The organism is Chamaesiphon sp. VAR_48_metabat_135_sub (assembly GCF_031418915.1).
Lineage (GTDB): Bacteria > Cyanobacteriota > Cyanobacteriia > Cyanobacteriales > Chamaesiphonaceae > Chamaesiphon.
The window spans coordinates 1-15,482 of the sequence record NZ_JANOJV010000091.1 but is presented as its reverse complement, the minus strand read 5'-3'; the positions used below and the strand labels follow the sequence as shown (position 1 = coordinate 15,482).

Sequence of the window (15,482 nt, the reverse complement as noted above, 5' to 3'; positions counted from 1 at the left end):
ACTGGTGGGCGGCGGGTTGGCTTTCAGAGCGGGATCGATGCACAACTTTGTCTAATTCCCTCGCTATTAAAACCCAATTGTTAATTATTAATTAACAATTAACCTTGAGCGAGTAATTCCTTACTTTGGGATTGTCCGCTAATTTGTAATTTCCGTTGCAATTGGCGAGTCAAAATGCCAAATATCGCTAGCTGTGCGGCAAATGTGACTAAGATACTTCCGCCTGCAAGTTTAAGAATACCCATCGGTGCAAATGGCGAGAATAACAGCAGCATCGCCGCCAATCCAGTTGGCGCATGATTGGGCGATAGGACAAAAGCACCAAGGAGTGGTAATACCATCACGCCACCCAAGATCGCTGCAATCCAGAGATTGCGTTTTTTGACCTTGAGAAATAGACCTAAATGAGCGAGCGCGGCGTAGATTAAAATTAGGCTAGTAGCTAAACATCCGCCAGCGATAAATCTGACTCCATGACTGAGATTGCCGAAGGTAATTAGTGATACGGGTACCCATAGTACCATCGCCATCCCGATATTAATCGCGATCGCCAGTAGTGTAGGACTTTTATCGTTAAATAGTAAATCCTGGCCTAATTCGCGTTGCCAAAACTTAGGTTGTTTATCGGTGGCTCGTTCGCGACGATAGCGACTCCAATCTTGTAAGGCTTGTTTGCTGGGCAATAGCATCGGAATCAATAACGCTAATGCGATGAAGTCCATGACTGCAAATCCATTAATCATCCCAAATTTATAATAATTTAGGCGTGGCATCAATGGAATTACCAATCCAGCGATGAATATTTGCCAACAAAGATTGACTTGATAACTTTGAGTTTTACTAATGGCGGTGGCGGTGGGATTGAGGTATCGACGTTCTAAAGCTTCCCACGCCCAATAGCTAGCGATAAGACAACAAGCAGTAACAAAAGCATACATCCCGATTGCACTGCCAAAAACTGGTATTCCAAACCAAGATATACTTTCGCGAGCGTTGATGGTTAACCATTCGTCTTGATTAATCGTTGCTGCTGCAAATGCATTAATTCCCCATAGTGGTAGACAGACAGGATAAGCAACCGCAATAACTGTTAAAATTGCTTGAATCCCGCCGAGGAGAACATATAATACCGCTGCGCTAGAAAATAGAAACCAGACCGATCCGATCGAGACATACCAACCAGCTAGTAATCCAATACTAGCCCCACCATTAAATCCAGCAAATAAGTGAAATGGTAACATCAAGGCGGTGGTAAGATATACCAAACTCGGTACGCCCAAGATTTTACCGATAAAAATTTTCCGTGCTGATTGAGGGCTGAGTCGGATAAAGTTGAGAGTACCGCGTTTTTCTTCTTGAACTAGATCGGCAACCAGCATGTATACCGATCCTAAAATCAGTCCCAAAGGTATAATCCAACTCGAACAGACAAAAACGTCCGCCCACCATTTTTTCCAGTTAATCATAAAATCACCAGCTCCATTCAGCTTACATAGCTGATTTTCATAGCCGTTATTATTCACTAGCAGATCGCAGTATTTACTGTGAACTTCTACAAGTTTATTGGGTGTCGGATAATTTACATATGTGGGAGTAGGAATCTGTCCGTTAAAATAGATCGAGATAAATACTTGAACTATCAATGCTCCGATAACTGCAATTCCAATATTCCGCAGTGTCAGACGTTCTTTGAGTTCTCGAAATATTTGCGGGTTAGAGTTACCCATTTTATCGATTAGCTTGTCTAATATTATCATAGTTAAATAGTGAAAAATGTAGGGACTGGCTTTGAATTTAATCCTTAAACTATTTAGAGACTTACCTCATATATTTGTCCTCGCTAATTGAAAATTGCTGTCGATCGATCTCTTGAATGTCTGCGGCTAATCTACGAGGCTTGTTGATGTCCTAATTTCAAGAAAATAGTTTCTAAATCTTCCTGAGTACATTGAAAATTAGTAATCGGTAGTTGGGCATGAATGAGCGATCGCAATAACTCTGCCGCATCCTCTTCTGTACCAGAAAATCCCACTCGAAGCTGATTTGTCCCAGGTAATATTTCGAGATCGGCAACCAAAGAATTACCCTTCAGCTCCCGTTTGAGAATTTCTAAATCTCCCAGCGTACTAATCAAAATCTGTTGGCGACTCAATCGTTGATAGAGATCCTGAAGCCGACAACTTTCAACCAAAAATCCTAACTCCATAATTCCCACCGACGTACAAAGTTCGGCTAAGTCACTCAAGACATGAGATGAAATTAAGATTGTCATCCCCGCCTCTTGCAGCGTCTTAATAATCTGCCGAAACTGCATCCGCGCGATCGGATCTAATCCCGATACAGGTTCATCTAAAAGTAGTAAAATTGGTTCGTGGATAATCGTCCGTGCCAGACTTAATCGCTGTTTCATCCCTCGCGACAAAGTAGCAATCTTACTGTTGCGCTTAGTACTCAGTTGTACCAATTCCAGCACATCATATAACCGCCGCTGACGACGCTCGGCAGTTAATTTGTATAGTCTAGCAAAATAATCTAGATAATCCCAAACCGTCAGATCGTCATACAAGGGAAAATCATCGGGAAGGTAGCCCAATAACCGTTTGAGATTGGCATTAGATCGATCGCGCAGCAACCGTTCTCCGTTAATATAGATCTCGCCCAGAGTTGGCTCCTCAGCGGTGGCTAGCATCCGCATCAGGGTAGTTTTACCCGCACCATTGGGGCCAATTAGCCCATAGACTTCACCAGCTTCTACCGCCAAGTCTATGCCATTTACAGCAACATAACGATCGAATTGTTTGGTCAAATCTTCTGTCCGAATTGCTAATTCTGTCGCCATTGCCTTACTTCTAGTGCCGTATTTATCCGAGTGTACCCAGTTGCAGCGAAAGAATATCGCTCAGTCTGAAAACTTCACTTCTTCTTAAATACAATGCTACAACTAGCGATTCCGGCAATGTTGGGAAAATAGGGGGTAGTTTTCGGCGGTATGAAAAAGGGGGACGAGGGGACTTGAGGACTTGGGGGACTTGGTGACTTGGGAGACTGGGAGAATTAATGTTGTTTACTCTATCTACTATTCACTATCCACTTCCCTATCCCTACCCCCTAATTGCATCGATAATTGCAACATTAGCTGCGGGAAACTGGTATTTTGCTAGATCGCTGACATTTACCCACCGAATTTCTTCAGACTCGATCGGTTGAGGAATGCCACTGATATGCTGACAATGATGGACGATTAGTGTCAAGTGAAAGGTAGGATAGGTATGGTCGATCGAAATCAAATGCTCGCCGACGGTAATTTCGATCGCTAATTCTTCGCGAATCTCGCGCACGATACATTCAACCACCGTTTCCCCTGCTTCGATTTTACCGCCTGGAAACTCCCACAGTCCCCCCATTGTCCCACCAACTTTGCGTCGATCGATCAAAATTTGCCCAGATCGATCCCAGATGACGGCGACACCAATTCGTTTGTGGGGTAGTTCTAAATTCACGATTCACAGTTATTTTAGGTTTGGCGAGATCCCCGACTTTTTCCAAAAGTCGGGGATCTGTCTGTCTATTATCCAAAAAAAAGCCCGCATCAGCGGACTTGAAATATTTAAGAAGCTAGATATTCACCGATATCAGCTTTGCGTTTGCGGAGTTTGGCAATTGCTTCCCGCTCGATTTGACGTACCCGTTCGCGGCTGATATTCAACAATTCGCCGATTTTAGCAAGGGTAAGCGGCTGAGTATCTTTCAAACCAAACCGGAGCGTCAGTACTTGTTGCTGTTGTGGTGTCAGTTCGGACATCATCCGCTCCAAGTCTAGCTGGAGCGATGAATTGGTGACATACTCCTCTGGAGATATCCCTGGATCTTCAAGTAAATCGCCCAGCTCGGTGTCTTGATTGTCACCCACTCGGAGATCGAGCGATAACGGTTGACGCGCCCGCTCTAGGTACTCCCGCACTTGTTTGGATGATAACTCCAACTCTGCGGCTAGCTCATTAATTGTTGCCGCTCGTCCAAATTGTTGAGCCAGAGCGCGTTGGGCTTTTTTGATCTTGTTGAGTTTTTCGGTGATGTGAATGGGTAACCGAATCGCGCGAGCTTTTTCGGCAATGGCGCGAGTAATCGCTTGGCGAATCCACCAGTAAGCATAGGTAGAAAAACGATAACCTTTGCTGGGATCGAATTTCTCGACTCCACGCTGCATCCCAATCGTCCCTTCTTGAATCAAATCTAAAAGGTCGATATTTCGCTTGATATATTTTTTGGCGACGGAGACTACCAGCCGGAGATTGGCTTCTACCATCCGGCGTTTGGCGTTTTCACCCGCAGCAACGGTTTTTTGCAGTTGGAGAGGATCGATATTGGCAGCAGTTGCCCATTCAGTTAAACTAGGTTCTTGACCGAGTTCTTCTATAAGAGTATTTTTGACCGCCATCAGGATCGTCAACTGCTGTACCTGCTTACCAAACAGGATTTCCTGCTCGTGGGTGAGCAGGGGCACGCGCCCAATTTCACGGAGGTAGGTACGGACAGTATCAGTTGATGCTTGAGCAGTTTTCATGACTCTGGCTAAAATGTAAGGGGGAATTTAGATGCAAAATCTCGGTTGCAGGGATCGCTATCTCATTAACAGTTGACGGTTAAATAACAATGGCTGTTGCATTGGGAAGCATCAGTTGTACTTGACGCTCAAGTTTATATGTACTTTCGTTCTAACAATTTTAACATTTCTAAACATTTACTGACGATCTTTTTTAATCCTCAGCCAATTGGCTGAGGGTAACGACTCCGAACATTCTAGACTTAGATCGGGTCGGTATTCACACCCAAATCCTTACCAATAACCGTCCCGATTACCTACGGTACGCGACCCGATCGATATAGCTCTCACTCTCATCATAGTTAAGATTTAGTTACACAACGGCGATCGACAACACAATTCGGAGATATTTAGGCTTAACCAGCAACATTGGTTTAATTTCTGCTCTGGTACACCCTTCTCCCTCCCCCTCGATCGATGCAGACACTTTGGCTAGTTCGCCACGCACATCGACTGGACTTTATTCAACCAGAGTGGTTTGACACGGCGGTTTATCCTTACGATCCACCCCTTTCGACTCAAGGATTCGATCGAGCTAGCTCGTTAGCTGCCCAGTTGAGTCGAGTCCAGGTCGATCGAATTTATACTTCTCCCTTTCTACGGACAATTCAAACAGCAGATCCATTAGCGCGATTACTTCAGTTACCAATGTGGTTGGAGTGGGGCTTATGTGAATGGTTGTGCCAAGACTGGACTTCAGGATTCCCAGAGACTACTCCGGTTGAAAATCTACTCAGATTTCACCCAAATATTGATGTGACTTATAAATCTCTAGTTATACCCTGCTACCCTGAAACTTTTGAGGAACTAGATGCACGTATCAATAACATAGCATATAAATTAATGCAAGGCAATTGTCAAAATACTTTAGCGATCGCTCACAAAGGTTCTGTACTCGGTATTGCAGCGGCTTTAACTGGTAACGATGATTGGAAGACTTACGATTTACCCTGTGGCGGCACGATTAAATTAATTTGTACCGATGGGCGATGGCTGTCAAGTATCGTCGATGGGTAAGCCATGTCGGAGCGCAGATAATTTCGCTTGGGCTTTGGAGTCGAGAGAGTTGAAGAGAAAACGTCCAGAGGATTGTTTCTGGGGACGATGTCGCCGACTCGATCGTTTGGCACTAAAATCAATATCGGAGATTAGTTGGGGGGAGGAGATCCATTCGGCACCAAAGCCGATAGCCGTGAGTTGTTGCGCTCGATCGGATGTTGCTACAATTAGCCTGGAGCCTGAGTAGTGCAAATCGTGGCGGAAGGCGGCACAGAACTTTTCGATGTATGTATCGGCAGTTTCGAGAAAGTCAGTGTAATGGATCGATAGATTGGGGGTGATAATCTCACTATAGGCTGGGGCATCCCTACTATAGGCATCAAAGACCACTTTAGTCTCGTAGTCTTCGTAGGCACTATAATTAATCAAAGCCTCGACTAGTTTCGATCGGGCTGATTCCAAGTCTTCTTTCGATCCCGATTGGAGCGGATTATGCCTTGTGTGTCTATCGTGCAAGTCTGTCCAGGCTCCAATCACGTTGTAGCCGTCAACGAGCAGTACAGCTTGTTTACGTGAGGGATGCATGGTTTAAATTGCAATTATCTTAATAAATTTTTATATTAGCTTCTTTAATATTAACATGTCTCCAACTGTCAGTCTAATTCGCGCGACATCATACGAAACCGCAGCACTCCGAGCATCGATCGAAGCAGTACTCGCACCACTCGGTGGAATTAGTGCATTCGTCAAACCAGGGGATCGAGTCTTACTCAAGCCGAACCTATTGACTGGTGCGCGTCCGACTAAAGAATGTGTTACTCGGCAAGAATTAGTCAGATGTGTCGCCGAACTCGTAATTGAAGCGGGTGGAAAGCCATTTTTTGGAGATAGTCCAGCATTTGGGAGTGCGATGGGGGTGGCTAAATCCAATGGTTATTTACCGATGATGGCGGAACTGGATTTACCAGTAGTCGAATTTCATGGCAAACGTTACGAGACAGCCAGTACTGAGTTTAATCATCTTCTACTGAGTAAAGAAGCGATCGAAGCTGATGTGGTGATTAACTTACCCAAAGTCAAATCCCACATGCAACTTACCATGACTTTAGGCGTGAAAAATCTGTTCGGTTGCGTTCCTGGCAAAATGAAAGCCTGGTGGCACATGGAAGCAGGTAAAAGTGCCGAAAGATTTGGTGAAATGCTGGTCGAAACCGCCCGCGCCATTAGCCCAAATTTGACCATTATCGACGGCATCATCGGACATGAAGGCAATGGCCCTAGTGGGGGCGAACCCAGGTTACTCGGCGTTTTAGGTGCCTCTGCGGATGTATTCGCGCTAGATGTGGCAATGTTGGAAGTTTTAAATGTCGAGGCGCACCTGGTACCGACGGCGGCGGCGGCGCAACGATTGGGATTAGCTCCAACTTTGGAATCGATCGAGTTTCCCTTGATGCGTCCGGTGGATTTGAGTTGCAGCGATTGGAAGCTACCTGAAGCTCTGATGCCGATCGATTTTGCCCTCCCACGAGTAATTAAATCGACTTTCCGCCACCTCTATATTCGGTTGATTAAAGAACCAATGGCAGCTTATCAGAAATAGGGGGATAGGGATTCGGGATTCGGGATTTGGGATTCGGGATTCGGGATTTTGGTGCGTTACGCTATCGCTAACGCACCCTACTTAATTCTTAATTAGATCTTCTGGATTTATATACTTTAATTGCTGAATTGATGACTGTTTCGAGTTCGGCGATCTCGAACTGAAGTAGACTGGTTTCGGTTGAGGCGGTTTCAGCATTTCCTTGCAATTTTTTGGCGATGATTCTGACTAAGTTAATATCTTCGCTAGACAACTTATCTGTGAGTGCATTAACCTCATGACTGAGTAATCGCAGGAGATGTTTGGCTTCCTCTAAGGTTTGGACGGAGTTAGAAAGAGCACCTTTGACCTGATGCATTTGGGTATCGGCAGTAACAATTGATTCTTTCACCATGCTAGCTCGTTTGAGCGAAGATTTCATCGCCGCTACTTCTTCCTGAAACTGTGCTTTAGTGAGTGCTAAACCAGTTTGGATGCCAATCTGTCTGAGCAGTTCTATTTCCATCGCTTGCCAAGTTCGATAGTTAAAACACTGATGCACAGCTAACAGCCCAAATAACTCATCCTGACTACCAATAATTGGGACGGTAAGATTAGCTTTGACGGCAATATTTACTAAACTATCTATAGAGGAGGAATTTATCCCTGATTCATGGATATTATCGATCGATTGAACTCGTCCCTGCTGATATTGCTCGATATAGCGAGACTCAAATCGGGTATCTTCGATCGTCATCCCGACAATCGGGGACAATGCAGGTAATGTCGATTCAGCGATGATTTTCCCAAGATTGGGTTGGGCGATCGCGTAGACAATCGCTCGATCGGTTGTTAGACTAGATTGGGCTTGAGCGGTGGCAAGTTGTAAAACTTCGGCGCGAGTACTCCCCTGGTGAATTTTTTGAGTAGCAGTAGCCAGTAGCTCATTATAATGCTGTTGTCGATCGACAGACGATTGGATAGTTTGACATTCCAACCACCGCACGGCATTAGCTAAACCCCAGCCGATTTGGGCGGACATCTGGGCTGAGAGCGTAATTTCCTCTTGTTTCCAGACGCGAGGTGCCGAGCACTGGTGCAAAATTAACAACCCATATAGCTCATCATCTGGCAAGCGTAACGGGACGACTAAATTAGCTTTAACGGCAAGCCTTTCGAGATTCTCCAGATGACAAGGTGTAATCCTGGCTAATTGGACATCATCGATCGCACTAATCCGCCCCTGACGATAACTATCAATATATCGCGCATTGAAACAGGGATCGTCGATCGTTGTCTCCATCGTGCGTGGAAATCCTGGAGCTACCGACTCCGCGACAATCTTCCCCAAATGCTGCGGCTGCAAACTATATACTACTACTCGATCGCAGCTCAGAGCTTGTTTGACACTTTCCACACCTGCTTGAAGAATATCTTCAGCTTGCGAACGATCGTGGATTCTAGAGATCAGATTGGTGAACATGGTTACAGCAAAAGACATCCGAATGGATCGGGGCAAGGATGCTACGAAAACCAGTGCAAACTGGTGCGCAACTTTTTATACACAGCTATCGTAGCAGTTACAACCTCATCGATCGTAAAAATCCTCAACATTCACACATTTTGCGCTAGAGTCTAGCTATGTATATTTGACTAATATAACTCATTCTAATTGTTTAACTCAGTAAAATCGCTGAGTTCGGATTGACAATATTTTTGATGTAGAGAATGTCCGAACCACCACGATTGGGCAAAGCCCACGCTTCGCGAACGACTTACCAGCGCGATCGGTATATACTTATGTTCTAGTCATAAATTTTTTGTCTATTGCCATTTCTTTAATCGATCGATAGTCGATTGATAGTTGTTCGGATTGCCTTGCTGTTTAAATAGTTTAGCTGCTTGTTGCAGATCGGTAATTCCACCGGATCGATCGTCCAACAGATCGTATTTTATTAGCCCGCGATTGAAGTAAGCATTTGCCAGTCTATGCGCAAGCTGGATCGCGCGATTGTAGTCAGCTAATGCTCCCTGAATATCTTGGAGTTTTTCAGCTTTCAAGGAACCACGATTATAGTAAACATCCGCAAATTTAGGAGCGAGTTGAATCGCGCGATTGTAGTCGGCCAATGCTCCTTGGGTATCATGGAAATCGATATGCTTGAGCGAACCACGATTGTAATAAATAATAGCATGGTTGGGGTCGATTTGAATGGCACGATTGTAGTTAGCTAAACTCCCTTCATAATCTCCTTTCCCGTACTTCTGTTTTGCTGCAGCAATGTATTCAGTCGATGTCAGTGTGATATTTTGGGCAATAGTAGCAACTTGTTCGGCAACAGCAGGTTGATGAAAAGCGTTAACTCCATTCATCGCAAGGGAGCCAATTAGGGCAACGAAGGAGCTAGTTTTCATAACAGATAACAATTGATAACTGGTTGTATCTCTATTGTTAAAGTGCGATGAAGATTATGCTGTGATTAACGTCAGCAATTTGGCATAACTCATTTCAGCCTTTCAGCCGCTCAGTACTAGTCCGATTCGTTCGAGCCGATTGACAATGCGGGTGACAAGGGTAGAATCAATGACAGGCTTAGTTACAAAGTCATCTGCACCAGCGGCAAAAACGCGATCGCTAGCAATCGAGGCAGAGTGAGCGGTGAGAAATAGAATCGGCAGACTCGCCCACTGGGGATCGGTGCGAACTGCGCGACAGAGTTCGATCCCATCGTGGGTGGGCATGTCTAAATCGAGAATCAGTAAATCTGGCGCGGAAGCCTCCAGTGTCTCCCAAAATCGGCTGGGATCGGATAATGTCGTCACCGTCATGCCCTGAAGCGATAATAATGCGCTGACACTTTCTAGTAGCAATCGATCGTCATCGACGATTGTCACTCTGGCTTGACTGGCGCGGGCTTGTTGTAAGACTCGATCGACAGCGAGTAAAATCTGTCCAGCAGCTAGGGGTTTCGAGAGCGAGAGTTTAGCACCGCTATTGGCAAGTTTGATGCGTTGGTGGAGCCTGATCGCCCCTTCACCATTAATGTTTGCTGGTGGGTTGGGTTGACTCAAAACGATCGTCGGAATCTGTGGATAATCTCGCTCCAATTCGGATAAGACAGCCAACCCATCAGCGATCTGTGGGAAGCAATCTAAATCGAGGATGATTAACTGTGGTGTTTGAGCTAACTGGCCGAGTGATAGCTCAGTCGCACTGACAATTTCAAACTTACCTGGATTGGCGGATCTTAAAGACGAGGCTAAATTTGGCTCGCTCGTGACGACGAGTAGCTGTGGGGATGGACTGTTTGGCGGGGTGACGATTGTTGTTTCCACTGGAGCGGTTTTACTCGCAATCTCTTGTCGTAACAGCTTTACGCCACTTTTCAATTCGGGAATTTGGGCGGGAGTCAGCTCTGAATTTGCATCTAGCAGTGATTCGATTTGTTTGGCGATTTGGGAACCGAGTGACAATCCAAATGTACCGAGGGTACCAGCGAGAGTATGAGCAGATTGCCAAGCCTGGTGGCGGATTTCGGTTGTCAAAGATCGATCTTCCAGCGCGTTAATTACCAGATCGATACTGGCGACTCGATCGAGTATTTGGGCGTAATGTCGATTCCAAATATCGGTGAGAAAATGCAGGGAATTGGTGGCTGTAGCTGTTTGACTGCGGGTGGTGGTAGACTCGATCGGTAGCTCTACAGGTACGATCTCGATCTGAGGATCTGCGGCAATTGATGATCGAGAGACAATCGGATCGTTAGGTTTGAGTCGATAGCCAATCCCATAGACAGTTTCAACGAGATTAGTGGGCGCACCTGCGGCTTTGAGTTTGTGCCTGAGTCCCTTAATATGAGTGCGTACCGCCTCTTCACTCGGTGCATCTTCATACGTCCACAAGTGTTCTAAAATTGCTCCACAACTGAACAATTGCCGATTGTGACGCAAGAATAGTTCGAGTAAGGAATATTCCTTGGGGGTGAGATTTAGCAGTTGGTGCTGATAAGTGACTTCATAGTTGCGCGGATCGAGCGTCAGATCTTCCCAAGTCAAAACGGGTTGCATTCGATCGTTACCCCGTCGCAATAGGGCGCGAATTCGTGCGGATAATTCTTCTGGATCGAAAGGCTTAATGACATAATCATCCGCTCCAGCATCTAAACCAATCGCTCGATCGTGTTTGCTATCTTTACTCGTCAATAGTAAGATCGGCATCATATAACCACGCGATCGGACATGACGACAGATACTAATCCCATCGAGATTGGGTAAGATTACATCTAATAATAAAAGATCGTAATCAAATGCTTCGATAAAGTCCAATCCCGATCGGCCATCATGGGCAACTTCAACGGCATATGTTCGATCGGAGAGCGTAATTCTGAGTGCCTCAGCAACTAGTAGATCGTCTTCAACTACTAAAATTTTCATGCTTTCTACCAGCTAACTATTTAGAGTTTCCAGCCCAAAGTTGTGGCGATTTGTTGGGCTAATTCTAGGGGACTAAATGGTTTAGCGATCGTCGATCGAATCCCCAATTCGGTATAATTCTGTCGATCGGTTGTTTGGACTTTGGCTGTGAGCAAAATCACGGGAATCGATCGAGTCGCAGGGTTGGCTTGCAGCTTACTAAAAGTAGCCAAACCATCTAGATCTGGCATCATCACATCTAACAAAATCGCATCTGGCTGTTCCCGCTCCGCTGCGGCGATTCCTTCCAATCCAGAACCCGCGATCGTTACTTCCCATCCAGCCACAGTTTCTAGACAAATTTGAGCAACTTCTTGGATCGACGGTTCGTTATCAACTACTAAGATCCGTTTATTACTCACGATACAACCTCTGCTTATTTCTCTAGAACTCGCTGCGGGATGATGAACGATTACCAACCGTTTACCGAACCTGAACAATAGTGGCCGATAAGTCAAAATTGCTACATCTAGATCGTCGCACACTATCCAAGCTCCGAATCTAAATAGATCGTTAAATTAGGCTTGAGACTTTAGGTTTTAGGCTGGGAACAGCTAATTTTCCAAAATTAGGTAACAGAGTAAAATTTGAATTTCACTAACCCCTGACACTTAACACCTAAAGCCTAACACCTAATCCCTAACCCCTAATCTAGCGACGAGGTACTAGATTTTGATAATCTAGATTTAGAGCGGAAATCGATTGAGGTGGATTGCCCAGATAACCGAGACTTTGTACCATATCCACAAACACCGCAGGATCGCCTGCTTTGGGTTTTTGAGCGACAGGCTGAGAACTCCGTGGTGTAACATTCCAAGAAATTTTGGGGAAGCCTAATTTCCCGCGATAATATTCATCATAGCGAGGAGATTGAATATTAAAAGGTAATGCACTCGCACCAGAAGGTAATACCCGACGACGTTGGAATGGGACGATACTATCGCCGAAGTTTTCCAAATATTCGTTACTATTGAGAATGTCGTTAATGAAGCCAGCACGACCTTTAGTCGCCACGACGATCGACCAAGCAATTTTTTCAGCTTCGTTGTATACAGGTCGTCCTAGCACCCGCTGGACGCATTGTTCGACGAACCGATAGTTACTATTAAGATTGTAGAAACTATTGGTAAAAGTATTGGATAAGCACAAACCCCGAATGAAGTCGCGCACGGTAATTTGTCCGCTCCGCAATTGGGATTCCAAGAACTTTTCGCGATCTGCTGCAAAAGCATGAAAGAAGATCTGACGATAAGCAGCTTCGATCAAATCGCTGACTTGAGTCGAGGAGAGCAAGTTATCTGTCGAGAAAACTCTGGGCTGTTCGTCGCTACCGACTTCATAACCGCTAATCCGCGAGTTTTGAGACGATGGGGCGTATTCTAATAAAGGAATAGGCATATGTTATAGCTGCTTGTTCTTACGAAACTTTACAATTTTTCTCATCATAATCCCGATTCGCCCCCGCCTCTTGCTCTCTACTGAAAAAATTACATTCCTTAATTTTCGAGATCGTGCCGTAAATGGCGTTGCTGAATTCAGGTATGAAAAACTAGAGAAGAGAGGGGGGAGCGGGGAGGGGAAGGATAACTGTTTGTTGCGAGAATGGTGAATCATACATCAATTCAGCAACGTGCCGTAAATCAGCAACGCCAGAAATTGTTCTCGATGGCGATCGAAACCGCTTGTTTGCGATCGCTCACGCCCAATTTATGTAAAATAGTGTGGACGTGAACGCGCACGGTGCCTGGAGTGATGTACAGAATCTCTGCTATTTCTCGATCGACTTTAGATGTCGCAATTAAAGCGAGAATTTCTTGTTCCCGTGGAGTTAGACTAATTGCCGTCAATCGATCTGGTGCGGTGTTATTTTGAAACAGAGTATGAATTTCGGCGGTGGCGGTGGCATCCCACCACGAGGCTCCAGCAATGACCGAGCGCATGGCTAAAAAGAGGGTTTCGGCTGCGACTCCTTTTAAGCAGTAACCCTGCGCTCCAGCGGTCACTAAGCGGGCAATGAGTGGCTTTTCACTATGAGATGTGAGGACTAAAATCGGTAATTGAGGATAATTTTGCTTGAGTTGACGACAGGTTTCTAATCCACCCATGCCGGGTAAACCAATGTCGAGCAGTACCAGATCGAATGGTTGTTGTTTTGCCAGATCGATCGCGGTTTCACCATCTTTTGCTTCAACTAAAATTTCAATTTCCGGTTCCTGTTGCAATCGCACTTGCAAGCCGAGGCGAAATAGTTCGTCGTCTTCAACTAACAGAATTTTTAGGCGATCTAATTGCATTTCACGATTCTGGGATATGGTTAATAGCCGACAACCGAAAGCCAAAAATCGCACCTCGAGGCGATCGATTCTCCGCCCAAATAGTACCGTTATGTGCTTCGATAATTTGCCGAGCGAGATACAATCCTAATCCCGAACCGCTAGCTTGACGATCGCTCTCACCCTGATAAAACCTGTCGAATAAATGTGGCATTTCTTCTGGTTGAATTCCGGCACCTGTATCGACAATTTTAACTACTTGTTGCGAACCTTGGGTACCTAAGATAACTTCCACTTTTGCCCCCCGTGGTGAATGATTGATGGCGTTGGTAAGCAGGTTGGTAAAAACCCGCTGCAATTGGAAAGCATCGCCATTCACCCAGAGGAAGGTGCGAAAGTCGGAGTCTCCATAGTTTAATGATAGATAAACACGGCGACTAGCGGCAAGATCGGCTAGAGCTGTGGTGGTAGATTCGGCTAATTTAGCCAGATCGATCGAGGTGCAATTTAGTTGCAATCCTTCGAGATCATTACGATAGACATCGAGCAGGGTTTCTACTAATTGTAAGCTATTTTGGTGGCTGCGAATGATGGTATTCAGGACGCTTTTTTGTTGGGGTTGTACATGTCCAAATTGCGATCGATCGAATGCTTGGAGAGTTTCGATCGCCCCCAATATTGGAGTTTTCAAGTCGTGGGCTAATGTCGCCGCAAAATCTTCACGTAGACTTGCTAGTTTTGATTGAATTTGAAGTTTAGCTTGTTGTTGGGCGATAGTTTGTTGAATATGCCGATTGCGATCGCTCAAAATTCCAGTTACAACTAGAGCAAATCCAGTAATCAACCGATTTGCTACCATCGCTGGGTATATTGCTCGATCGCCTGGAATCCAGATATTGAGGAGTGTTAATATGACCGCGATCTCGGTTATTAGTAATTTGTTGCTGTGGTTTATTCGGGGTTTGGCAAACAAAATCGGCGTGATATAAAGATAGCCCATTACATAGTCAGGTGGTGTGAGCATCTCTAGTACAAATACTAGCGCGAATAACCCAATAGTTACCCACCACCAAGGTGATTTTTCTGGATGGGGGGGGATTTGTGCTGAGTAATTCGATTGAGTTGGCATAGATAGGAGACATCACAATGAAGGTGGGATCGATCGTAGTTTAACGAGAATATTTCAATGCGATCGATTCTCTGCTGGAGACGCTGCGCGATCGGTCAGACTTAGATCGTTCTAAACAAAATCTAAACATCAACTAAACACCGAAATATTAACTATGTTCGGGATCTAGATAGGACTTGATTAAACTCAGCTAAACAGAAAGTTATATCTTTGCAACAATCTAAATATGGGTCATGATTCGATCGTGCTTTTAAATAGATCTAATTTTTTAAACCGCAGAGGCGCAGCGATTCGCGCACGCCTTTGTTCCCCGACGGTTTGCGAAAAGTGCGGTCTTGGGGTTTCCCCGTCTTGTCTCACCTTTTTTGACGGGGAACCCGTCCAAAGGTGAGCCGCAAGTAGAGCACCTTTTCAAGACAGCGGCGT

At 45.2% G+C, this 15,482-nt stretch carries 14 protein-coding genes; 2 read left to right on the top strand and 12 right to left on the bottom strand.

Going from position 1 to position 15,482, the window contains the following annotated elements; translation table 11 throughout:
* Positions 1–98: 98 nt before the first annotated feature.
* From RMO55_RS06985 to RMO55_RS06970, 4 genes are all read right to left on the bottom strand, one after another.
* Positions 99–1,727 (bottom strand): hypothetical protein, encoded by a 1,629-nt coding sequence (locus RMO55_RS06985; protein WP_310425296.1) that lies wholly within the window; start codon positions 1,725–1,727, stop codon positions 99–101.
* Between the two features lie 161 nt (positions 1,728–1,888).
* Positions 1,889–2,839 carry an ABC transporter ATP-binding protein gene (locus tag RMO55_RS06980; protein ID WP_310425294.1) on the bottom strand — a complete coding sequence of 317 codons (951 nt, stop codon included), beginning with the start codon at positions 2,837–2,839 and terminating at the stop codon, positions 1,889–1,891.
* 262 nt (positions 2,840–3,101) lie between these two features.
* The gene (gene mutT, locus RMO55_RS06975) at positions 3,102–3,500 is read right to left on the bottom strand and encodes an 8-oxo-dGTP diphosphatase MutT (protein WP_310425292.1); all 399 of its coding nucleotides are present in this window, start codon (positions 3,498–3,500) and stop codon (positions 3,102–3,104) included.
* 107 nt (positions 3,501–3,607) lie between these two features.
* Positions 3,608–4,564: an RNA polymerase sigma factor, RpoD/SigA family gene (locus tag RMO55_RS06970; RefSeq protein ID WP_310425289.1), complete on the bottom strand. Its 957-nt coding sequence runs from the start codon at positions 4,562–4,564 to the stop codon at positions 3,608–3,610.
* A 456-nt stretch (positions 4,565–5,020) separates the two neighbouring features.
* On the opposite strand from RMO55_RS06970, the gene RMO55_RS06965 reads away from it, so the two are divergent.
* Positions 5,021–5,620: a histidine phosphatase family protein gene (locus RMO55_RS06965; protein ID WP_310425287.1), complete on the top strand. Its 600-nt coding sequence runs from the start codon at positions 5,021–5,023 to the stop codon at positions 5,618–5,620.
* Here the strand turns inward: RMO55_RS06965 and RMO55_RS06960 are convergent.
* On the bottom strand, positions 5,600–6,187 hold the full coding sequence (locus RMO55_RS06960) for an NYN domain-containing protein (RefSeq protein WP_310425284.1): 588 nt from the start codon (positions 6,185–6,187) through the stop codon (positions 5,600–5,602). The genes RMO55_RS06965 and RMO55_RS06960 overlap by 21 nt on opposite strands.
* Positions 6,188–6,242: 55 nt before the next feature.
* On the opposite strand from RMO55_RS06960, the gene RMO55_RS06955 reads away from it, so the two are divergent.
* The gene (locus RMO55_RS06955; RefSeq protein WP_310425282.1) at positions 6,243–7,202 is read left to right on the top strand and encodes a DUF362 domain-containing protein; all 960 of its coding nucleotides are present in this window, start codon (positions 6,243–6,245) and stop codon (positions 7,200–7,202) included.
* A gap of 88 nt (positions 7,203–7,290) precedes the next feature.
* Here RMO55_RS06955 and RMO55_RS06950 read toward each other — a convergent pair whose 3' ends face one another.
* The 7 genes from RMO55_RS06950 to RMO55_RS06920 form a co-directional block, all read right to left on the bottom strand.
* Complete coding sequence (locus tag RMO55_RS06950; protein WP_310425280.1) at positions 7,291–8,682, bottom strand: GAF domain-containing protein; 1,392 nt, start codon at positions 8,680–8,682, stop codon at positions 7,291–7,293.
* A gap of 323 nt (positions 8,683–9,005) precedes the next feature.
* The gene (locus RMO55_RS06945) at positions 9,006–9,596 is read right to left on the bottom strand and encodes a tetratricopeptide repeat protein (protein ID WP_310425277.1); all 591 of its coding nucleotides are present in this window, start codon (positions 9,594–9,596) and stop codon (positions 9,006–9,008) included.
* Between the two features lie 102 nt (positions 9,597–9,698).
* On the bottom strand, positions 9,699–11,615 hold the full coding sequence (locus tag RMO55_RS06940) for a response regulator (protein WP_310425273.1): 1,917 nt from the start codon (positions 11,613–11,615) through the stop codon (positions 9,699–9,701).
* A 20-nt stretch (positions 11,616–11,635) separates the two neighbouring features.
* Positions 11,636–12,016 carry a response regulator gene (locus RMO55_RS06935; RefSeq protein WP_396134204.1) on the bottom strand — a complete coding sequence of 127 codons (381 nt, stop codon included), beginning with the start codon at positions 12,014–12,016 and terminating at the stop codon, positions 11,636–11,638.
* 289 nt (positions 12,017–12,305) lie between these two features.
* Positions 12,306–13,052, bottom strand: coding sequence for a phycobilisome rod-core linker polypeptide (locus RMO55_RS06930; protein WP_310425267.1), 747 nt, complete (start codon positions 13,050–13,052; stop codon positions 12,306–12,308).
* A 242-nt stretch (positions 13,053–13,294) separates the two neighbouring features.
* On the bottom strand, positions 13,295–13,948 hold the full coding sequence (locus tag RMO55_RS06925) for a response regulator transcription factor (protein WP_310425265.1): 654 nt from the start codon (positions 13,946–13,948) through the stop codon (positions 13,295–13,297).
* 1 nt (position 13,949) lies between these two features.
* Positions 13,950–15,056, bottom strand: coding sequence for a HAMP domain-containing sensor histidine kinase (locus RMO55_RS06920; protein WP_310425263.1), 1,107 nt, complete (start codon positions 15,054–15,056; stop codon positions 13,950–13,952).
* Between the last annotated feature and the right edge of the window lie 426 nt (positions 15,057–15,482).